Source organism: Pseudomonas sp. TE12508 (genome assembly GCF_056279485.1).
Genome location: NZ_JBWCCN010000018.1, coordinates 40,984 through 62,017, shown reverse-complemented (window position 1 = coordinate 62,017; position 21,034 = coordinate 40,984). Strand labels below are relative to the sequence as shown.

Annotated in this window: 16 protein-coding genes; 5 read left to right on the top strand and 11 right to left on the bottom strand. The window is 62.4% G+C overall.

The window, feature by feature from the left end:
- Positions 1-25: 25 nt before the first annotated feature.
- The 11 genes from ACZ9IM_RS23425 to tagH form a co-directional block, all read right to left on the bottom strand.
- The gene (locus ACZ9IM_RS23425) at positions 26-1,708 is read right to left on the bottom strand and encodes a formylglycine-generating enzyme family protein (RefSeq protein WP_476225103.1); all 1,683 of its coding nucleotides are present in this window, start codon (positions 1,706-1,708) and stop codon (positions 26-28) included.
- Between the two features lie 37 nt (positions 1,709-1,745).
- Positions 1,746-2,942, bottom strand: a complete 1,197-nt coding sequence (locus tag ACZ9IM_RS23420; protein ID WP_476225059.1) for an ABC transporter permease — start codon at positions 2,940-2,942, stop codon at positions 1,746-1,748.
- Positions 2,942-3,658, bottom strand: a complete 717-nt coding sequence (locus ACZ9IM_RS23415; protein WP_476225058.1) for an ABC transporter ATP-binding protein — start codon at positions 3,656-3,658, stop codon at positions 2,942-2,944. The genes ACZ9IM_RS23420 and ACZ9IM_RS23415 overlap by 1 nt, the downstream gene beginning before the upstream one ends.
- Positions 3,658-6,702: a serine/threonine-protein kinase gene (locus tag ACZ9IM_RS23410; protein ID WP_476225057.1), complete on the bottom strand. Its 3,045-nt coding sequence runs from the start codon at positions 6,700-6,702 to the stop codon at positions 3,658-3,660. The genes ACZ9IM_RS23415 and ACZ9IM_RS23410 overlap by 1 nt, the downstream gene beginning before the upstream one ends.
- Entirely contained in the window at positions 6,699-7,430 is a 732-nt protein-coding gene (locus ACZ9IM_RS23405; RefSeq protein ID WP_192345089.1) for a PP2C family protein-serine/threonine phosphatase, read from the bottom strand. Before ACZ9IM_RS23405 ends, ACZ9IM_RS23410 begins: the two co-directional genes overlap by 4 nt.
- Complete coding sequence (gene tagF, locus ACZ9IM_RS23400; protein WP_427624039.1) at positions 7,431-8,081, bottom strand: type VI secretion system-associated protein TagF; 651 nt, start codon at positions 8,079-8,081, stop codon at positions 7,431-7,433.
- Entirely contained in the window at positions 8,078-11,578 is a 3,501-nt protein-coding gene (gene tssM, locus ACZ9IM_RS23395) for a type VI secretion system membrane subunit TssM (protein WP_476225056.1), read from the bottom strand. The genes tagF and tssM overlap by 4 nt, the downstream gene beginning before the upstream one ends.
- Positions 11,575-12,873 carry a DotU family type VI secretion system protein gene (locus tag ACZ9IM_RS23390; protein WP_429388324.1) on the bottom strand — a complete coding sequence of 433 codons (1,299 nt, stop codon included), beginning with the start codon at positions 12,871-12,873 and terminating at the stop codon, positions 11,575-11,577. The genes tssM and ACZ9IM_RS23390 overlap by 4 nt, the downstream gene beginning before the upstream one ends.
- 6 nt (positions 12,874-12,879) lie before the next feature.
- A complete protein-coding gene (gene tssK, locus ACZ9IM_RS23385) occupies positions 12,880-14,214 on the bottom strand; it encodes a type VI secretion system baseplate subunit TssK (RefSeq protein WP_427624036.1) in 1,335 nt (444 codons plus the stop codon).
- 16 nt (positions 14,215-14,230) lie between these two features.
- Positions 14,231-14,743, bottom strand: a complete 513-nt coding sequence (tssJ, locus tag ACZ9IM_RS23380; protein WP_427624034.1) for a type VI secretion system lipoprotein TssJ — start codon at positions 14,741-14,743, stop codon at positions 14,231-14,233.
- 75 nt (positions 14,744-14,818) lie between these two features.
- On the bottom strand, positions 14,819-16,225 hold the full coding sequence (gene tagH / locus ACZ9IM_RS23375; protein WP_427624032.1) for a type VI secretion system-associated FHA domain protein TagH: 1,407 nt from the start codon (positions 16,223-16,225) through the stop codon (positions 14,819-14,821).
- 404 nt (positions 16,226-16,629) lie between these two features.
- Here tagH and tssA point away from each other — a divergent pair, with 404 nt between their 5' ends.
- The 5 genes from tssA to ACZ9IM_RS23350 all read left to right on the top strand — a co-directional run bounded on the left by tssA (position 16,630) and on the right by ACZ9IM_RS23350 (position 20,920).
- A complete protein-coding gene (gene tssA, locus ACZ9IM_RS23370) occupies positions 16,630-17,655 on the top strand; it encodes a type VI secretion system protein TssA (RefSeq protein WP_476225055.1) in 1,026 nt (341 codons plus the stop codon).
- An 80-nt stretch (positions 17,656-17,735) separates the two neighbouring features.
- Positions 17,736-18,245, top strand: a complete 510-nt coding sequence (gene tssB, locus ACZ9IM_RS23365; RefSeq protein WP_007894500.1) for a type VI secretion system contractile sheath small subunit — start codon at positions 17,736-17,738, stop codon at positions 18,243-18,245.
- A gap of 15 nt (positions 18,246-18,260) precedes the next feature.
- The gene (gene tssC / locus ACZ9IM_RS23360) at positions 18,261-19,754 is read left to right on the top strand and encodes a type VI secretion system contractile sheath large subunit (protein WP_218395547.1); all 1,494 of its coding nucleotides are present in this window, start codon (positions 18,261-18,263) and stop codon (positions 19,752-19,754) included.
- Between the two features lie 157 nt (positions 19,755-19,911).
- Positions 19,912-20,400, top strand: a complete 489-nt coding sequence (locus tag ACZ9IM_RS23355) for an Hcp family type VI secretion system effector (RefSeq protein WP_007894494.1) — start codon at positions 19,912-19,914, stop codon at positions 20,398-20,400.
- An 82-nt stretch (positions 20,401-20,482) separates the two neighbouring features.
- A complete protein-coding gene (locus tag ACZ9IM_RS23350) occupies positions 20,483-20,920 on the top strand; it encodes a type VI secretion system amidase effector protein Tae4 (protein ID WP_123500799.1) in 438 nt (145 codons plus the stop codon).
- Positions 20,921-21,034 lie beyond the last annotated feature (114 nt).

Here is a 21,034-nt window from a genome sequence, read left to right as displayed (position 1 = left end):
TCCAAGCTCGCTGTACAACGAACGATCAAGACCGCTGGGCGTTCGATGCGAGCAATTCCTTCAATATCGCCGCCGGGTCGGCTCGTCGTTGCTGACGATAATCACCGACATGGCGAACGAATAACGTTGCGCGCGTTACCAGGCTTTTGCCCAGTACCGGCTTGCGCTCCAACTCTTCCTTGATGCGTTGAAACTGCGCCTGGATCACGGCATCGGTGTAGCGCGTGCCGGTCGCCAGGTTGTCGATGTAGATCGCCACCGCGCCGTCCAGCGCGCTGCGGCCATTGTCGATGGCGGTAGCGAACAGCTTGGCGCTGGCCTCGTCCTTGGCGTCCACGGCCTGCTGGCGACTCTTCTGCAAATTGGTCAGGCGAATGTTGTAGTTGTTGACGGTCTCGGCCACCAGGGCCGCCGACTGGATCAGGTTGCCGGCCGCTTCCTCACGCTGCTGGGCGATGAGCGAGACGTTGCGCTTGAGCTCTTCGTTGACCAGCCCCAACTCGGCTTGCAGGCGCGGGTCGACGCTGGCAGCAATGATGCTGTCCAGGCGTTTGGTCGGGTCCTGGGCGTCGTCGATGGCATCGGTCAGCGAAGCCAACCGACCTTCTTTCTGCCATTGGGCAAACAATTCCTTGTAGCGCGAACGTGGCGCCGACAACGCGCCAATCGCCACCCGGAACCCGGTGGTTTCGTTGTTTTGCTCGGTGCCGTCAGCGGCGAACAGCGGGTACTCGCGACGCATCCCGGTGAACAAGGTGCCCTCGCCTTCCAGGTAGTTGCCGCCCTTGACCACGAAGCCGCCGTAGGTGCCTTGGCGGCGTCCGGCGTGCACGAGCTGGAAGGACTCCTGGACCATCTCGGCGGCGTTGCCGATCACGTCGAACAGGCCGATGGGGTTTGGCAGTTTGGTACCGATCGGCATCAGACGCGCTGCCTGGCCGGTGCCACCGGCGACCTGATTGAAGACTGCCCAGTCGGCCAGTGGCCCGTCGCTTTCGCTGCCTTCCAGACGCCGGGGAAACAGACGCCCTTCCAGGTCCTGACGGCTAATGGCCTGCCCGCCACGGGCAGCAAATTCCCATTCGACCTCGGTCGGCAAGCGCACAAAACCCAGCCCGCCCTCTTCCGCCGAGGTGCCGCGACCGCTCACCGGTAGCAGGTCCTTGTGGTATTTCATCAGCCAGGCGCTGTACACCGCCGAAAAGCGTTCGGCCTCGAATCGCGACAGCTTCACCTTGGGCAAACGCCCGGCCATGCCTTGCGGCGCCTCGGCTTGCAATGCCTCGCAGGTGGGCGCCGGCTCGCCGCTGGCCAGCGATTGCGCCTGGGCCATGACCTGAGCGTATTGACGGGCGGTGACTTCGTATTTGCCGATGAAATAGAGCATCGGCTTGAGCGGGGTCTTGGCGTCCGTCTTCGGCATCAACGGCGTGATGGTCTTGCCCCAATCCTTGGGCAGATCCTTGAGGGTGAACTGGCCGTTGATAAAGTCCCGGCGGTAACCGGAAATGAACGACTGTTGATAACCGGACTCGCCCTCGCTGAAGGGATAGCCGAGGCTGATCTCGCGGTCGTCCAGAGTGCCTTGCGCCAGGATGTAGACGTAACGGAACACCATCTGCCCTTCGCACGGCAGCGGCAGGCCGACGTCGTCGGCCAGCGGCTTGGGGTTGTCCAGTTTGTCTGTACTTTCATCCGCCCAGACCATGCTGGCCAGGCTCAGCGCCACGGCGGCGCCCAATAACTTATACATCTCGGATTCCTTCAAACGCCTGGATACGCGCCACTCGCCAGCCACCACAGGCCGCCGCCACGACGCTGACGCCGAGCACCGCCACCAGGGCCCATGCGTAGTGATGCGCCAGCAGATGACTGGCGTATTCGCCCGGCGCCTGCGCAAATAAATGGTTCAGGCCCGATTGCGCCAGGCCATACAGCCCGGCGCTCAACAGGGCCGCGAGGCCGGCGCTGTACAGCGCCTGCAACACAACAAACAGCAACAGCGCCGCCGTGGAAAACCCCAGCAGGCGCAACACCGACAACGCTCGACGCTTGCGCTCGACCGCCGCCAGCGCACCGGCAAAAATCGCCGCGAACGCTCCCGACAAAGCCAATCCGGCGATGATCCAGAATACGATCGACAGGTTGCGGCTCAGCGATTGCACCTGGGCGATGGCCTGGGCCTGGGTCGAGACCAGCAGATTCTGTGCGGCGAAGTACTGGCGCAGCGGCTCGACATCGGTGAGACGACGGGCGTACAGACGAAACGCCGGGTACACCCGTTGCTCCGTCACACCCACCGACTCCCCCGGCCAGTTGAACGCCGACACGGCGCGGCCGTCCCGGTAATCTTCAGCCGCTTCCAACAGGGCCAACGGTGCGAACAACCCGTCCCGGGCGAAGGCTTCCAGCGGCAGTACGCGCAGCACCTGGACGCGAGTGCGCTGCGCCTCGCCACGACCGGCCACTTGCCGACCGACGCTGGCCTGCAGCCAATCACCGGCCTTGGCCCCGACCTTTTCGGCGGCGGTCTGGCTGAGCAGCACCTGATCCAGCCCTTGGGGCACCGGCAGACTGCCGAGCAAGGGGTCGTTGGCGGCGGTGGGGATCATTTCGACGGTCACCGTCGAAGCGCCAGTGCTCAGATCCGCCGTCGCGGCAATCTGCCGGGTGCGTGGCAAGGCGAAAGCCACGTCGTCGCGCCGGCTCAACTGTTCGATAAACGCAGCACTGAACCGACCGCCGCCCAAGGGAATGATTTCCCGGGTGGCCGGGTCGTTTTCCAGGCGCTCGGTCAAACTGCTGACCAGGCCGAATTTCAAGCCGAACAGCACCAACAACGGCGCGACCACCGCCACCAGCGCCAGTACCGAACAGGCCGACAGCCACGCATCGTTGCGGTAATCTTGCCAAGCCAGGGAAGCCACCAGCGCACTGCGCATCAGCAGGCCTCCCCGAGGGTGGCGGTGACACCGCCATCAACGTCGCGATGACAACGGATGCGCCGCACCTGCAAACCGCTGGCGCGGGCCAGTGATTCGTCGTGGGTGGCGACGACGCAGCACACGCCATGTTCGCGGGCCTGGGTCACCAGCAACTGCATCACTCGTTCCGCGTTCAGCGGATCGAGGGCGGCGGTCGGTTCATCGGCCAGCAGCAAACGCGGCCCATGGGCCAGAGCGCGGGCGCAACTCACCCGTTGCCGTTGGCCGACGGACAAGTCGCCCGGCTTCTTGCCCAGTTGATCGACGATATCCAACGCCCCGGCCAAGCGATCCACGCTGCCGTCGTCTTTCAAACCGAGCAGTTTGCGCGACAGGTCGATGTTGCCGCGCACGTCCAGAAACTCCAGCAGGCCACCGGTTTGCAGCACGTAGCCCAAGTGCCGACGGCGCAGGTCCGCCAAGGCACTTTGCGCATCTGCGCGCCACAGCCCGGTAATGTCCGTGCGGGTTTGGCCGGGCGAAAAATCAAACTGCCCGGCCTGATCCGGAGCCAGCACCAGCGCCAGCAAATCGAGCAACGTGCTTTTGCCACAGCCACTGGGACCGACCACCGCCAGTTGCTCACCGGCACGCAGTTGCAGCCGAGGGATCACCAGGCTGTAGCGTTGACTGCCGGCGCCCCGGTGTTTGTGCACTGCGCTCATGTTCAGCATCACGGCAGCGTCGACAATGGAACGCGGTACAAGGCATCACCCGGTTCGGCATCACCGAAACGCACCCAGTTGGCCAGGTCGTTGTGGAAGGTTTCGTAGAGGCGGATCTTCGAATCCAGCTCGTCGATAAAATCCTCCTGCTCGGCCACGCTCAGGGAAAGCCACAAATCCTGGGTCATGTTCAGCGATTTGCTGCGGTAGGGCAGCCCTTCCAGGTACTCACCCAGAACCCCGCCATCGGCCAGGTTGCCACCCTTGCGCAAGGCCGACGGATCGCGGCTCATATAGGCACTGGCGCTGGCGATTTCCTGAAAGAAATTCTTCGGCGAGGTCTGGGTCTTGCGGGCCGCATCGACGATCAGTTTCAGCGATTGCTGCAAGTCGTTGAGCTGCAACTTGGTCAGCATCACGCACACCTGAAATGCCGGCAGTGCCGGGTTGGTCAGGTCGCGGTCGGCGGTCCAGGCGCTGACCAGTTGCGGCGCCTGGCTGGCGGCTTTACGCCCCAGGAAGTCCATGTGCATCGCATAACCGACGGCCGCCGATTTGTCGCTCAGGCTCGGCGCGGCGCTCAGCAGCGGCACGGTTTGCGGCTTGTTGCCACGCACCTGATGCACCAGGTCGGCAAACACCGAACCGATCTCGTCCACCCGCTCACCGAACTTGCGTACATCGGCGCCCGGCACCGGAATGTACAGGTCGCCGATCTGCGGGTTGGCGTCGGCGGTCAGGGTGCGATACTGGCTTTGCGCACCGCTGTGGGTTTTCTTGCCGGCATCGCTGAGCAGGTGCAAGGCGTAGATCTTGATCTGCTTGCCCAGCGCAGCCTGGCGCACTTCGGCCTCGTTCATTTGCGTGGCGGCATACGGGTCGTTCTTGCGCAAGGCACCGGCATCGGTGACCAACAGAATCAGGCGCCCGCCATAGCCGGACCAGTCCATGCCCTCGACCGCTTCCATCACACCGGCAAACGCATCTTCGTTGAACGAATGGCTGGAGACCGTGGACGCCTTGACCTGCCGCGCCAGGTCCATGAAGCGCTGTGGGTCGCGGCCCTGGTCCAGGGTGATCAAGGTTTTGGCGACATATTCCAGGCGCGGGGTTTTCTGGGTGCTGCTGCGAAACCCCACCAGGCCGAAGCTGACACTGTCCTGCTCGCCCCGCTCGGCGATACGGGTTTGCAGTTGGTGTACTACGTCGCGGACCTGATCGATGTAGGGCTGCATGGACACGGTGGTGTCAACGACCAACACCACGGCGGTGCGGAACGCGTCGGCGTTAGCGGTAGTGATTGGCGTGTTGTTGGCAGCGGCCTTCGGAGCATCACCGGGGTCGATGGATGCGACGTTCAGCAACTGCACCGGCTGGCCGTTCTCATCGAAGCTCTCGCGTGAATCGAAGATCGGCAACAGGTAAAACTGGTTCTGCGGAACCGCACTGGCGGCCGGTTCCAGGGCCAGCACCTGCTGGTTGTCTTCGCGATTCTGCTGGGCCTTGAGCAGCAGGTTTTTTGCCGCCGACGGATCTGCCAGCAGCCTCTCCACTTCGCCGGGCTGACGCAGGAACATCACCGGCGCGCGGCCGGAGCGCTCGGTGAACTTGAGCACCAGGCTTTGCTTCCAGTCGCTGACTTGCGCGGCCGGCAACCAGCCGTCACTGCGACCGTCGGTGGCGGCGCCGACACGCAGCCACGGGCTGCCATCAACCTCTTTGCGCTGATAGACGTAAAGCACGGAAAACGCCGGCAAGGCCTTGTCAGGGTTGGCCCCCGGTTCGCTGGCGAGTTTCGCCCCCGGCTTGCTGAGTACTCGCTGGAACAAGGTTTTTTTGCCGGCCATCAGCAGCGGCCGCTGACCGCCATCGATCTCCGTCGCCACAGGGGGTTTTACGGGTGGCGCCACGGTCGGCGGCGGGCTGGCGGGCGGTGCTGAAACCACCGGCACCTTGGCGTCGGCTTCGCCGTCACCGGACAGCCACCAATAACCCGCGCCGCCCAAGACCAGCGCCACGGCCACCGCGACGGCGGCGAGTGCGAACACCGGCCCCTTTCGCTGCTCCGAGACCGTGGACGACGGCGTCGGTTTCACAGTCGGCGGAACAGGATTGGATCGAGGTTGTGGCTGCGCGGGGCCGGTCGGTATATCGATGGACACCGGCGTCAGTCCCGCCAGGTCATTGCTCACCGCAATCGGCACTACCGGAATTGGCAATGGCCGGATCGTGGTCGCTTCAATCGATTCCCGAGGCAGATTATCCAGCGCCTGCAACAGCGCCGCTGCATCCGCGAAACGGTCGGCCGGATCCTTGGCCAACAGTTTGCGCAGTACCTCTTGATAGCGACCGTGGTGCACGGGCAGCTCCGGCAACGGTTCTGTCAAATGCGCCAGGGCCGTTGAGAGTGCGTCGTTGCCGGTATACGGCAGTTTGCCAACGAGGATTTCGTAGAGCACCACGCCCAAGGCATAAAGATCGGCTCGGCCATCGATATCCTGGCCGCGCGCCTGTTCCGGGCTCATGTAGCTGGGAGTACCGACAGCGAAACCGGCCTGGGTGAACTGGGTTCGGTCATCCATGGACTTGGCGATGCCGAAGTCCGAGAGCACCGCTGTGCCATCGGCGCGGAACAGAATGTTCGCCGGTTTGACGTCGCGATGAACCAGCCCCAGCCCATGGGCATAGCCCAGGGCCGAGGCGATCTGACGGATGTAGATCAGGCCCTGTTCCGGCGTCAGGCCGGCGGCGATGCGCTCCTTGAGCGTGCCGTTGGGCAGGAATTCCATGGCCATGTAATACAGTTCACCGACATGGCCGATGTCATGGATGGTGACCGTATGCGGGTGAGACAGACGCGCCAGGGTTTTACCTTCGCGCAGGAAACGCTCGCAGAAACTCGGGTCGGCCGCCAGCGCGGCGGCCATGACCTTCAGCGCCACCTTGCGCTCCAGCGAGCGCTGGGTCGCCAGGTAAACGCTGGCCATGGCGCCTTCGCCGATCTCGACGACGATGTCATAGCCGGGGATCAGAATATTCACGGTGGGGTTCATGAAGGCACCTTCACGACGATGACGGTGATGTTGTCCGGAGCACCGCGCATCAGACCCAGGGACACCAGGCTGCTGGCGATTTCACCGGGTTCGTCGTGGCTCAGCACCTCGCTGATTTCATGGTCCTCGACGGTCTTGGTCAGCCCATCGCTGCACAGCAGGTAACTGTCGCCAGGCATCAACAGCAGCTCGACCATCGCCAGCTCCAGTTGCGCCCCTACCCCAACAGCGCGGGTGACAATATTGGACCGTGGATGCACCCGGGCTTCAGCTTCGCTGAGCAGGCCGCTGTCCTGCAGATCCTGAACATAACTGTGGTCCCGCGAGATGCCTTCGAGCAGGCCGTCACGCAGGCGATACAAGCGGCTGTCACCCGCCCACAGGCACACTCCGCGCAAGTCACGCGCCACCAACGCCACCACGGTGCTGCCCATCATGGTCACGCCGCGGTTGGCGGTTTCTTCACGCACGGCGGCGTTGACCCGCAGCAGGTCGGTTTTCAGCGCCGCGACGTATTCATCCAGCGAACGGCCTACGGCAACGTTGCGCAGACTATCGACGATCAGACTGCTGACGTAGTCGCCAGCTGCGTGCCCGCCCATGCCATCGGCGACCACCCACAGGCCGTTTTCCGGCCGGTCCAGGCAAGCATCTTCGTTAACCTGGCGGACCATGCCGACATGGCTCTTGCTTGCGGACTTGAACGTCTTTCCAACGCTTGGACACATCTACACAACACCTTCTTGGCCGAGCAAAAATTGCGCAAAATCAGCGGCGGCCGGCAGGCCCTGGCACCGCAATAAAGCAGGGGCGATACGCTCCGAACCCTGGCCCCACCACAGGCTTGCGCCTTCGCAGGCCAGTTCGGCAAGCGCGGTCATTCGCGCCTTCGGGTCGGTGGCATCAAAACGATGCAGGCCGGCAAAACGGCTGCTTGGCGCGCGTGGCAGGTATGCCGGGCCGCCCAGCGTCTCCAGCCCTGCACCGAAGGCTTCGAAGCTCGCCTCCACGCTCAACGTGCTCAACAGCAATTGCTCAACTTGCTCAAACCAGACATCCGAGCCGCCTACCACCGACGCCGGATCAGCGTCGTGATCCAGCAGTACCGCGACGGTCAGCGGAAAATACCGGCCAACCCGATCGATGCTCGGCATCACCACCCCAACGGCGGCTTGCGGCCCACACACACCGGGCCCGAGCATGAAGCGCCACAGCGGACTGACCAGATAGGCATCCAGCCAACGGTCCCCGAGGCTTTGGCTGGCGAGCAGGCCCGCCGCCAGCCACGAATCCCAGGGGCCGATAAAACTCTGCGGCAAGCCACGGCTGACAAAGTCCCCGCGACTGGCCAACTTTCCATAGAAACCCGGCGTGCTCATAAACGCTCCGGCAGGCTGAAACCGCTGAGTACACGGCTCTTGAACGGGTTGAAGGCGCTGTTGGCCCGCAGCTCATAAGAGACGCTGGCGCCGTCGACTCGCAGCCGCAGGTTGAAGCGGTCCGGCGAGTTGCCGGCGGTCAGGTCCGATTGCTCCAGCAGACGGAACCAGGCCCAGGGCCCGTCCAGGGTGATACCCGAACGACCGCTGGCTGAAGGCGGCATGATCGAGATCCGCACCACACCGATGCTGCCGGGGTTGGGCCATTGCATGGAGGTGGGGCGGCTCGGGCCGTGGTCGTAGCTCAATTGCTGGCCATCGAGGTCGAGCAAAAACTGGGTGATGGTGGCGTCCATCGCCACTGGCTTGAGTTCGAAGCGCACCATCGGCTGGGTGCCGCCGGAACGGAAAAACGCATCCCGGATGGTCGCTGCCCGCTGGAAGGTTTGCAGCACGCCCGGGGCAATGCCTAGCTTCTGTGCGGCGCCCGGCTGCCAACGCCAGGCCTGGGTCGAGGTATCCACGTACGGCTGCAGGTATTTGCGGAAATAGTTGTCCATCACCCCGCCCACGCCGAAGAACTGGCCGAAGTCGTCCAGGGTCGCATCCCGCGCACTGCCCGGCGACATTGGGTAACGCCCGGCCAGGGACTGGCGATAGATGTTCACCACTTCGCTGGTCCAGGCCGCGTTCAGTTGATTGCGTACCCCGCCCATCATGCTGTTGGTGGTGGAGTTGACCACCGATTTGACCAGGCCCTGCACCAGCGGCGGCTGACGTTCGGCGTTGAGGCTGACCCGTGTCGCAGCCGCTGCGGCCTGGTTCTTGGCTTCGCCGAGCAAGGCGTCGCCGCTGGCGCCGACCATGGCGCTGACCTGCACATACAGGGCGTTCATGTCGGCCAGCAGGCCGTCGATGGCCGCCGGCTCGCCTTCGTTTTTGCTGACGATGCTGTTGATTTCGGCAAAATGCGCGGTGATGGGATCTTCACTGGCATCCGCTGTGTTTTGCGTCGCCTGCTCCTGGCCGAGCAAGCTGCCCAGGCGCTCCTTGAGCTTGTCGACCCCGCCCTCCACCGGCGCGCCCTTGGCGGCCAGCAGGCGTTCTTCCTGTTGCAGGTCGGTTTCCTTCGCCACTGCTACCAGCAGTTTTTTCAACGGCGAGGTCGGGCCGGAAATCACCCGCAACACATCGGCGGCCTGGGCCACGCTGGTGATCGGCACGAAGTCGATATCAGCCAGCAAGGCATCCCACTGGCGCTGGTAATCCTGGAAATACAGACGGCGTACGTCGGCGGCCAGGCTGACGACGTTCTGTTGTTCTGCCTGGTCGCGACCGAGCACCCATTGCTCCTCGGCCAGAGTGCCGGTCTGGTTCAGGCTGGTCAGCAAAAACCCTTGGCGGTAACCCTTGGCCGTGAAGAAGCCGCTCAAGGGTTCGCCCAGCGGCTTGCCGCTCTTGCGGCTGAACACCAGCGCGGCATCGCGCCCGGCCGCTTCGTTGATACGAAAGTCCGGAATGCCGTCCGGCAGTTTCTGCCGCTTGACCCGGTCATAGACGCGCTGGGCCACTGGCAGCTGCTGCAACTGCCGACGCAGATCGTCGATCAGGCGCGGGTCCAGACGTGCGGTGGGCGGATGGCGCTCGAACAGCGCCTGCAAGTGCTCCTCCAGGGCCAGACGCTGCTCGGCCGGCAAGTCGCGCGGCAGGCTGCGATCCCAGTCCAGGGCGATCCACGCCTTGATGAAGTCGGCATCGTAATGCTCGCTGTCGGCGAGCATCAGGTAGGCCTTCAAACCTTCGTAAAGGAAGTCCGAATTGCCGCCGCCGTGCAATTGCTCTTCGATGCGCGTGAGCAAGCGTGGCGCGAAGACCGCGATCAACAACTTGCGATAGACGCTGCCAGACTCGGCTTCAAGCATGTCGCCCTGATACAGGCCCAGGCCTTCGGCCCAGTTCGGCGAATCGTCGGCCAGGTGCTTCACCGCGTTGAGCAAAGGCAACACTGCAAGTACGTCCCGTTGTGCCGGGCTGAGGTTCTGCACGGACTGGCCCAGGGGCGCGACTTTCTGATCGACTTGCGCGATATACGCCTGATTGGCGCGGTAACTGACCCACCACAAGGTCCCGACCACCAGCACCAGGGCCACGGTCGAGGCCAGCACGCCCCGGGCGATCCACTTGCGCCGACGTTCGACTTTCGGGTTAACCCCCACCAGCCCACGCTCGGCAAAGGCCACGGCGCTGAAGAGTTTTTCGATGAAGTAACTGCGCCCGGTGCCGTTCTGGCGCGCCAGGTGCTGGCGGTCCAGGTTCATGCTCTGGGCCATGGAGCCGATCAGCCGGTCAATCGGGCTGCCTTCCTGGGTGCCGCTGGTGAAATACACCCCGCGCAACAGCACCCGCTCTTCAAAGGCGTTGGGTTTGAATACGCCCTCAAGGAAGCTTTGCAGGCAATCTTTCAACGCGCCGAACTGTTGCGGGAAGCCGTAGATCAGATCGCGCCGCGCCGGGTCGCGCTCCTGTTGCAAACGCTCCACCAAACGATCGTTGAGGCGCCGTTCCAGGCCGGTGAATTCGCTTTGCAGATGGGCCAGTGGGCTGTCATTGTTTTTGCCGTCGTCCAGGGCAAAAGTCATACCCCAGACCTGGGCCCGTTCTTCCTTGCTCAGGGTATCGAAATACTCCATGAACCCTGGCACCAGATCGAGCTTGGTCAGCATCAGGTAGATCGGAAAGCGCACGCCCAGTTGCGTGTACAGCTCCTGGATACGCAGACGGATCGCGGCGGCATGGGCAGCGCGCTCGGCGTCGCTGCCCAGCAGCAAGTCGGAGAGGCTGATGGCGATAAACGCGCCGTCGATCGGACGCCGGGCCCGCTGTTTTTTCAACAGGCCGAGAAAACCCAGCCACGCGGCTTTATCGACTGTCGCGTCGCTGTCCTGGGTGGTGTAGCGCCCTGCGGTGTCGAGCAGCACGGCCTGATCGGTAAACCACCAATCGCAATTGCGCGTGCCACCGACACCACGGACTGCCCCGGCGCCCAACTGCGCCGCCAACGGAAAATGCAGCCCGGAATTGACCAGCGCCGTGGTCTTGCCTGAACCCGGCGGGCCGATGATCACGTACCACGGCAGTTCATACAGGTTACGGCGCTCGTCACCGCCCAGCTTGGCTTTCTTCAACAGCGCCAAGGCTTCGTCCATGCGCTGGCGCAGGGTTTCGAGCTCCTCAGAGGTGGCGATGCTGGTCGGATCCGACGGGGTTTGCGCCGCCAGGCTGCGCATCACTTCGGCGGCCTGACGGCGCGCCTGGATAATGCGAAACACCCGATAGGCGATCCACACCGCGAACACCAGAATGATCAGCGCCCAGCGCCGACCTTCGGGCACCAGGAATTCGAGTAGCGGCCCGACAAACCAGATGATCAGGCTCAGGGCGATCAGCCCCAGCAACGGAATGACCCAGCGGATGATAAAACTGAAAAACGCCTTCACTCGACCCCCTCCGCCAACACTGTGATTTCGACCCGACGATTGCGTGCGCGGCCCTCTGTTGTAGCGTTCGAGGCCAACGGTTCGGTGTCGCTGCGGCCTTCGGCGCTGAAGCGTTCGGGCTGGCCGGTCTTGGCTGAAAGGATTTGCAGTACCGAATTGGCCCGCGCCTCGGACAAGGCCCAATTCGATGGAAACCGCAAGGTGGCAATCGGGCGATTATCACTGTGGCCGGTCACCCGGACCTGGCCCTTGACCTTGCGAACGGCATCGGCGATGCGCAGCATCAGCGGCTGGAAATTGTCGACGATGCTGGCGCTGCCCGAGGCGAACAGCTCATCGCCACGGATGGTCACCACTGAACGGTCAACGGCATCTTCCACAGCGACCCGACCGGCCTTGATTTCATCAGCGAGGAAGCCTGCCAGGCGGGGACGCTCGATCAGTTTCGGTTGCACCACCGGACGGTCGATGGCCTGCACCGGGATCTCGCCCAGCGCATGAATATTTTTAAACACCGGCTCGGCATCGGCGGCCAGTTTCAAGCGCAGGCCGAACAGCAGTGCCAGCAGTAACGCCACGCCGATGGCCACGGCAATCCAAGGCGGCATGAATTGCGCCAGCCGGTCGCGGGCCACAGTGACACCGCGCCAATGGGGCGACAGTTCACGCTCATAATCGCCACGAGCGCTGCGGATGACCGCACTGGTGCGCTCACGCAAGGCTTCCAGTTGGCTGCGACCGTCGTTCATGACCCGATAACGCCCTTCGAAACCCAGGCACATGCACAGATACAACAGCTCCAGCAGATACAAACGTTCGCGGGGGCTTTGCAGGCAATGTTCCAACAGCTGGAACACCTTCTCGCCGCCCCAGGCTTCGTTGTGCACGGTGATCAGCAGGCTCTGTTTGCCCCAGTCGCTGGCACCACCCCACGGTGTACTCAACACCGCTTCATCCAGGGCGGTGCACAAGGCGTAACGGGCCAGCAACACATCGTTGCGCACCACGCCGGCAGCCTCGGCGCGTTCCTCGAACTGGCGCAGGTAGGCCAGTAATTGCGCCCGCAGGCTCGCCGGCGCCGGGTGGGCAATGGTGTTGCGCAAGCGGGTCAGCAAAGCCAGCAACGGGCCGGCGGCGCTCTCCAGGGGGTTGAGCCCTTCGGCCGTGCCGATCAAAAGCGGCGCGGCCGGCATCGAAAGCGGCGCGGCCTGGCCGCGACCAGCCTCCGGGCGGACCGGGTCGGCGCCACGGCCACCGGGTGTCGGCATGAATTGGGTACGATCGTCGTTGCTCATTGCGGTTTATCCTCGGATCGCCCAGAAAGCCAGGTTCAGCCCCGGGAATTGCCCCGCGATGTAGAACGCAAAACCGCCGGAGTTGGCCAGTTGCTGCCAATGCTCGCTGCCCCGGTCCAGTTCGTAATAAGTGGAGCCGGCGTGATACGGAATTTGCCGTGGCGCCACCGGCAGTGGCAGCAGGCCAATGCCCGGTAATTGCAGGTTGACCAGGTTGCGGATGTGCTCCACCGAGCCGACCTTGCTCTGTTGGCCGAAGTGGCTGCGCAGGGTTTCGGCGGGCACGTCGGCGCGCACCACCAGGATGAAGCTGGCGCTGTCGAGCAGGGACTTGTCGGCCAGCATCGCGACGTGGACGCCGTAGGCTTTTTCGACGATCGGAATCGGCGTGGCCTTGCTGTCGATCAGCATCGACAGCGCCTCACGCAGGGCTTGCATCACCGGCGCGAAACTCAGCGCCAAGTCATCGTGCTGGTACTGCGGGTATTCCTGGGGCCGCCGCCCGGAAGCGGTAAAGGTCGAGAACTCGCCGGCCAGACTCACCAGCTCGCTGTAGAACCGCTCGGGGTGCAACGGGCTCAACTGGCTCAAGTGCTGGATCAACGGCTGGGCACGGTTGACCAGTTGCAGCAGCATGAAATCGGCAATCTCCGAGGCACCACCAGCACCGGACGCCACCACCCGTCCGGCGAGGGCTTCGCCGCGCTGATGAAGCAGGCCCAGCAGTTCGCTGCGAAACGCGGCCAGGGGATTGGAGGCGACCACATCCAGCAGCGGCGGGATGTAAGTGTCGTCGAGCACCAAGGCTCGGTCGGCGCGTTTTTCCTTGATTCGTACCAGGCCGATGGCGGCGTAGTCGCTGATGCCATCCTGGGCTACCAACAATCGCAGCGCCCTCGACCCCACGGCCACGGGGGCCTGGTTTTCGAACGGCGCGTTGTCGTCCCGTACTTCGCGAACCTGGCTCACGTAGCGCGCAGCGCCCAGGGCTTCGCCTTCGTCAACGGTATCTCGCGCACCGGCGCGCTTGAGTGGCAAGGCCAGGTACACCAAGCCATCGCGCAGGTTGTCATCGACATTCAGCGGGCTCGGCGCCAGGTCATCCTGGGGAATGTTGAATGGCGTGCCGTCCGGCAGCAGACCCCGCGCCGAGATAATCGCCAGTTTGCCCTGGGCCAGCAGGCCCTGGTCGATCAGCAATTCGGAGAAACCCCAGGCGCCGGCCGACAACGGGCGGCTCCGGGCGTCGATGAGGTTCTCCAGGTAACGGTCATGCTGCTGAAAGTGCTGCGTTCCAATGAACATGCCTTCCGACCAGACCACACGATTGTTCCAGGACATGGGGGGCTCCGATTGTTTATTGGGCAGGGCTGGATGGGGGAACCACGACGGCGCTGCGCACGGCTCGCACGTCGAGGCTGATCTGGTATTCGGTGTATTGGCGCGGCGGGACATTCATCACCGCGCGCCACAACGACTGATCCAGCTCGCGATACCCCACCAGCACGCCGATATGGCGGGTGGCCGGGTCGAGGTCGCGCTGCAGGCTCAACTGCTGGCCGGGCTGGATCAGCACTTCGTCCTGATCGATCAGATCGGCGCCGAGCGTCGCCTGGGCCCGTTCGGCCAGTGCGAAATAATCGGAACGGCCGAAGGTGGCGGCATTTTTCAATTCGAAAATACGCACCCGGACCGGGGCTGGCTGGCCAGTGGCGCCGGGGTTGAGCCCGGCAATGGCGTGAAAGTGCAACTCGACGGCGGCCGTATCGGCCTCGGCCTCAGCCTCTTCGGGCTGGGGTTTGGCCGCATCCTTGGCACATGCGGTCAGCAGAAGCGCGGTGGCAACTGCGAGTAAAAACCTGGGAATCATCCTGCGTCCTCAATGACGTTTCAGCTATCCGTTGTTCCGTTCTTTGCTATGAATGGCGCTATGCGATGGCGACGCTCAGCCGCGGCGCTGCCTTGTACTGTGTTCTTCGTAGGCGCGACTGAATTCCCGACCAAACAGGTCCTGGAAATCCTCTTGGGCCTCGCGGGAAATATTGCTGTAGAGCTCGGTGAACTGCTGCCAGTACTGGGCCTGTCGCGAACCACTGAAAATGCTCGACAGGCCACCGGGCTTGCCCATGCGCTCTTCCAGCTGCGCCGGCTCGAAGCGCGTCAGCAGGTGTTTGATCGCAGCTTCCACGCCGGCCATCACCGCCAATTGGTGGGCACGCAAGTCATCAAAGCTGTCGCGCACGGCCAGGTCCGGCGCCATGAACGCCTGATTGCTGTGGCGCAACAGCAACAGCAATGCTTCATCGACGTTGGGAGCGAATTTCAGCGGGTTGTTTTCCACCGGTTGAATCATCGTCTGCTGAATGCGGAACTCGCCCTTGAGGCTGCTACGGGCGCGCAAGACATCGATCAGGCCTTCGACCATCAGCCGATAACTGCGCCCGATACTTTCCATTTGTGCCTCGGCCTGGGCCTTGTCCAGGCGCACTTGATCCAGCCCGGCACCGCGCAGAAAGGCTTGCAACAGGTCGGGTTGAGAATTGTCGGCCGGGCTGACCGGATCGACCAGGCGTTCGGCGACGGCCACAGGCGGTTCGCAAAGGGGTGCTGGTTCGATCGGTACGCTGATGTGAGGTACGGGTGGCGGTGCAACCTCTGCAACAGGCAGAGGGGCGATCGCCACCGGTGCAGGCTTGTCGCTGAACAGGTCCCAATCTTCCGGAATCACCGGGGCCGACACCAGCGGCGCAGGCCCGGCCACGGGCGTTGGGGTGGGGATCGGGGTCGGTGGGCGGAAGTCATGCTGCTCGGCCGGGACATGGTCGGGCTGAGTGGCCGGCGGGACGCTGGTCGGCGTCAGAAAGTCGAACAGGTCCGGCATCGTGTCCATGGCCGATACGCCCTGAAAATGTGCAGGTGGTGTCACGGGCAACGACGTCGGCGTATTCACGACGGCGCCCTGACGCCCCATCAGGGCCTCGAAGCTGCTGGACGAATCGGCGAAAGGGTTGCCGTCGGTCACCGGCAGACTGAAATCGATACGCGCCTGGATTTCATAATCACCGATGCGGATAACTTCGCCATCTTGCAACGGCTCGCTGTTGCCCTTGCGCAGACGAATACCGGCCTTGACCAATTCCACACCATTAGTGCTGTTATCAGTTAAGTAATACCGGCCATCTTTATATTGAACAACGCAATGTTTGCCAGACACCAAACGCTCTGGATCGGGTAATACCCAGTCATTATCAGAATTACGGCCGATTGCCATCGCGCCCTGATCCATGGATTTCTCAGGGCACTGGCCAGGGGTAATTTTGTGATAACTAGTGATAGTCAAACACAGCGACATCTTGCCTCCTTGCTGAACACTTTGCGCGCGGGCGAATCGGGATTAACTCCCGCCAGACTCGCTCCGACAACCTTGCAAAAACAACCTTGAAACGGCTTTTTACCAGCATGATTGCTGATCTTAACCGGCTTGCGTGACAAAAAACCTGCATCAATGCCTGCTTCGACCTATCGGTCGCGCGGGTTGTTAAGCACTTCACATCTGTCACACAGAGGAAATAGCTTACCTTGACAAGCCATAAGTACTACACCAAAAATGCACAACTTCTTGAATATCAATGATGGCACTTTAAGATCACTGCGTATCCAAAGGGCCATTACACTCAAGGAAACATGTGAAGTTCCACTTGGAACTAACGTGTGAACAGCCCGACTGCCAGTCGGGCGATATGGAGATCAAATTCAGTGGAAGTGCCTTTGCTGCTCGCCGCCGTTTCCGCGACTTCGCCTTGCGGCGAAGATTTGGAATATGACGCGGATTTTTTGCGCCTGGAACGCGATTCCCAAGGCCAGCCCGAGCGCAGCATGGGCGATTCGATATTGCCTGCCGCCCCCCCTGAATGGCGCAGCATCCAGCAGCAAAGTCTGGTTTTGTTGCAACGCAGCAAAGACCTGCGTATCACCCATTTCCTTTTGCAAAGCTCCCTTGCCCTCGAAGGCGTCACCGGCCTGGCCCGCGTCCTGACACTGATCAGCGAATTGCTCAAGCAATACTGGGCCGACCTGCATCCGCGCCTGGATGCCGAAGACGACAACGACCCCACCGTGCGCATCAATGCCCTCGCCGGCCTGACGTCCGATGCCACCATTCGCCTGCTGCGCGAAAGCATCCTGGCCCGTTCGCGAACCTTTGGTGCTGTCAGCCTGCGCGCCGCCGCCAATGCCAGCGGCCTGCAAAGCTTCCCTGACGAAAACCTCGGCGCCGAGCAGCTCGCCGGGGCGTTCCTGGACAGCGATCCCGAACAGTTGGAAATCACCCGCGCCGCTCTGCAGGAGGCCCGCAGCGTCGCCGAGGCCATCGAGCAACAGGTCAGCGAACAAATCGGTTCCGCCCAAGGCGTTGACCTTGGCCCATTGAAGCAACCGCTCAAAATGGCCTTGCAGATTCTCGGCCAGTTCGCCCCCCAGAGCGGCGACAGCCCCCTGCCCGACACCCTCAGCGAAGACAGCACCGCGCCGGTTGAATACGCCACCGCACCGAGCGCACCGCGCAGTACCGGTACTGGCGAAATCAACAACCGCGACGACGTGCTGCGCAGCCTGGACCGGATTCTTGCGTACTACACCCGTCATGAGCCCTCCAGCCCGCTGCCGGTGCTGTTGAACCGGGCGAAGAATCTGGTGCACGCCGACTTTGCGGCCATCGTGCGCAACCTGATTCCCGATGGCATGAGCCAATTTGAAAACCTGCGCGGACCAGACAGCGAATAAAAGCGAACGGATCACGCAGTCACGTCACCGGTACCACCGATGACGCCAACACCGTCGCTTGAGCGACCAGGAGCAGCAACGTGGCGAAGCAAAGTTCTCAGAAATTCATCGCGCGCAACCGTGCGCCTCGAGTGCAGATCGAGTACGACGTCGAGCTCTACGGCGCCGAGAAAAAGGTCCAGTTGCCCTTCGTCATGGGCGTCATGGCGGACCTCGCCGGCAAGCCCGCCGAGCCTCTGGCACCTGTGGCCGATCGCAAGTTCCTGGAGGTGGATGTCGACAACTTCGACTCACGCCTCAAGGCCATGCAGCCACGCGTCGCGTTCCACGTGCCCAACGAGCTGACCGGCGAAGGCAACCTGAGCCTGGACATCACCTTTGAAAGCATGGACGACTTCAGCCCGGCCGCCGTGGCGCGCAAGGTCGACTCGCTGAACAAGTTGCTCGAAGCGCGCACCCAACTGGCCAACCTGCTGACCTACATGGACGGCAAGACCGGTGCCGAAGAAATCATCATGAAGGCCATCAAGGATCCGGCGCTGCTCCAGGCGCTTGCCAGTGCGCCGAAGCCAGCCGAGCCTCAGGCTTAATCAGGACGAATGATCATGACCGATTCAGTACGTGCAGACGCTCAGACACTGAGCACCACCGAAGAAGCCAGCGAGTTCGCCTCCCTGCTGCTGCAAGAATTCAAACCCAAGACCGAACGCGCTCGCGAAGCCGTCGAGACCGCCGTGCGCACCTTGGCCGAACAGGCCCTGGCGCAGACCGACCTGGTGTCCAACGACGCCATCAAGTCGATCGAATCAATCATCGCCGCCATCGACGCCAAGCTCACCGCCCAGGTCAACCAGGTCATCCACCACCCCGATTTCCAGCAACTGGAAAGCGCCTGGCGTGGCCTGCATTACTTGGTGAATAACACCGAGAGCGATGAGCAACTGAAGATTCGCGTGCTCAACATCTCCAAGACCGACCTGCACAAGACCCTGAAGAAATTCAAGGGCACCGCGTGGGACCAGAGCCCGATCTTCAAGAAGATGTACGAAGAAGAATACGGCCAGTTCGGCGGCGAACCTTACGGTTGCCTGGTGGGCGATTACTACTTCGACCAGTCGCCTCCGGACGTGGAACTGCTGGGCGAACTGTCGAAAGTCTGCGCCGCCATGCACTCGCCGTTCATCGCAGCCGCATCGCCGACCGTGATGGGCATGGGCTCGTGGCAGGAACTGTCGAACCCGCGCGATCTGACCAAAATCTTCACCACCCCGGAATACGCCGGCTGGCGCTCGCTGCGCGAATCGGAAGACTCGCGCTATATCGGCCTGACCATGCCGCGCTTCCTCGCGCGTCTGCCGTATGGCGCCAAGACCGATCCGGTGGAGGCCTTCGCCTTCGAAGAAAACACCGACGGTGCCGACAGCTCCAAGTACACCTGGGCCAACGCCGCTTACGCAATGGCGGTGAACATCAACCGTTCGTTCAAACACTTCGGCTGGTGCTCGCGCATCCGTGGCGTGGAGTCTGGCGGTGAAGTGGAAAACCTGCCGGCGCACACCTTCCCGACTGACGATGGTGGCGTGGACATGAAATGCCCGACCGAAATCGCCATTTCGGACCGCCGCGAAGCGGAACTGGCGAAGAACGGTTTCATGCCGCTGCTGCACAAAAAGAACACCGACTTCGCCGCGTTCATCGGCGCACAGTCGTTGCAGAAACCGGCCGAGTACGACGACCCGGATGCCACCGCCAACGCCAACCTGGCCGCGCGCCTGCCGTACCTGTTCGCCACCTGCCGTTTCGCTCATTACTTGAAGTGCATCGTGCGCGACAAGATCGGCTCCTTCAAAGAGAAGGACGAAATGCAGCGCTGGTTGCAGGACTGGATCCTCAACTACGTCGACGGTGACCCGGCGCACTCCACCGAAACCACCAAGGCCCAGCACCCATTGGCTGCGGCCGAAGTGATCGTCGAGGACGTGGAAGGCAACCCGGGGTACTACAACTCCAGGTTCTACCTGCGCCCGCACTATCAGCTCGAAGGTCTGACCGTGTCGCTGCGCCTGGTATCCAAGCTGCCTTCGGCCAAAGGCGCGTAACACCGCCTTGATGTGATCGTTCCCACGCTCTGCGTGGGGATGCCGCCCGGGACGCTCCGCGTCCCAGTGACGCAGAGCGTCACCAGATGCGTTACCACGCAGAGCGTGGGAACGATCAGCAAAACACAATGTGGTAGAGACCACACAGGGAGAAAACATGGCTGTTGATATTTTCATCAAGATCGGCGACATCAAGGGCGAGTCCATGGACAAGGCCCACAAGGACGAGATCGACGTCTTGAACTGGAGCTGGGGCATGTCTCAGTCCGGCAATATGCACGTGGGCAGCGGTGGTGGTGCCGGCAAGGTGAACATCCAGGACCTGTCGCTGACCAAGTACGTCGACAAAGCCTCACCGAACCTGATGATGCACTGCGCCAGCGGCAAGCACATCGACAAGGTCAAGCTGACCGTGCGCAAGGCCGGCGGCGAAAGCCAGGTCGAGTACATGATCATCAACCTGGAAGAAGTGCTGGTCACGTCCCTGAGCACCGGCGGCTCGGGTAGCGATGATCGCCTGACCGAAAACCTCACCCTGAACTTCGCCAAGGTGCTTGTGGACTACCAGCCGCAAAAAGCCGACGGCACCAAGGAAGGCGGGCCGGTCAAGTTCGGCTGGAACATCCGCCAGAACGTCAAGGTGTAATCGAAGATGCCCCCGGTGTTATGCGCCGGGGGTGTTTTGGTGCTTGCTCGAATCCAATCCTTTTCCCTCCGGTGTCTGAGTCATGGCCAAGCCTTCGTTTATTAATTTGTGGAGCAGCTATCCCACCGTCAAGGATCCATGCGACCAGCCCTGGGGCAACCAGTGCGCGATTCGTATGAGTGTCGCGTTGAATGGCGAGCTGACCATCAAGGTCAACAAATCGACCTATACCGATCCCAAATGCAAGCATGACCATGCCCGTGGCGCCGAGTCTCTGGCGAACTGGCTGTGGCGGCATCATTTGGGGCGTCCGACCATTTTGAGTGGTAGCGCAGCCGATCGTCTGAAACTCAGCCAGAAGACCGGAATCATCTTTTTCAAGGATTGCTTTAGCCGTGCAAACGAGCCTGAAAGCGAGCGCTCAGGCGACCACATCGATTTATGGAATCGTGGCCGAACCAAAGGCTTCTTTGATGGTGATTTCCTTTCCAGACAGGTCTGGTTCTGGGAGTTGACATGATAGGGCCAATGCTCCGAGCGACACTCCTGTGCAGCCTGCTGATCAGCTTGAATGCCTGCGCTGAAACCGACCCAGACCAACTCGACGCGCCCGCTCGCACTCAAGGAACGTTCG

Coding starts and splice junctions, on each gene's coding strand:
- ACZ9IM_RS23425 (WP_476225103.1), bottom strand. CDS start 1,708: ATGGTCTGGGCGGATGAAAGTACAGACAAACTGGACAACCCCAAGCCG.
- ACZ9IM_RS23420 (WP_476225059.1), bottom strand. CDS start 2,942: ATGCGCAGTGCGCTGGTGGCTTCCCTGGCTTGGCAAGATTACCGCAAC.
- ACZ9IM_RS23415 (WP_476225058.1), bottom strand. CDS start 3,658: ATGCTGAACATGAGCGCAGTGCACAAACACCGGGGCGCCGGCAGTCAA.
- ACZ9IM_RS23410 (WP_476225057.1), bottom strand. CDS start 6,702: ATGAACCCCACCGTGAATATTCTGATCCCCGGCTATGACATCGTCGTC.
- ACZ9IM_RS23405 (WP_192345089.1), bottom strand. CDS start 7,430: ATGTGTCCAAGCGTTGGAAAGACGTTCAAGTCCGCAAGCAAGAGCCAT.
- tagF (WP_427624039.1), bottom strand. CDS start 8,081: ATGAGCACGCCGGGTTTCTATGGAAAGTTGGCCAGTCGCGGGGACTTT.
- ACZ9IM_RS23390 (WP_429388324.1), bottom strand. CDS start 12,873: ATGAGCAACGACGATCGTACCCAATTCATGCCGACACCCGGTGGCCGT.
- tssK (WP_427624036.1), bottom strand. CDS start 14,214: ATGTCCTGGAACAATCGTGTGGTCTGGTCGGAAGGCATGTTCATTGGA.
- tssJ (WP_427624034.1), bottom strand. CDS start 14,743: ATGATTCCCAGGTTTTTACTCGCAGTTGCCACCGCGCTTCTGCTGACC.
- tagH (WP_427624032.1), bottom strand. CDS start 16,225: ATGTCGCTGTGTTTGACTATCACTAGTTATCACAAAATTACCCCTGGC.
- tssC (WP_218395547.1), top strand. CDS start 18,261: ATGACCGATTCAGTACGTGCAGACGCTCAGACACTGAGCACCACCGAA.
- ACZ9IM_RS23355 (WP_007894494.1), top strand. CDS start 19,912: ATGGCTGTTGATATTTTCATCAAGATCGGCGACATCAAGGGCGAGTCC.
- ACZ9IM_RS23350 (WP_123500799.1), top strand. CDS start 20,483: ATGGCCAAGCCTTCGTTTATTAATTTGTGGAGCAGCTATCCCACCGTC.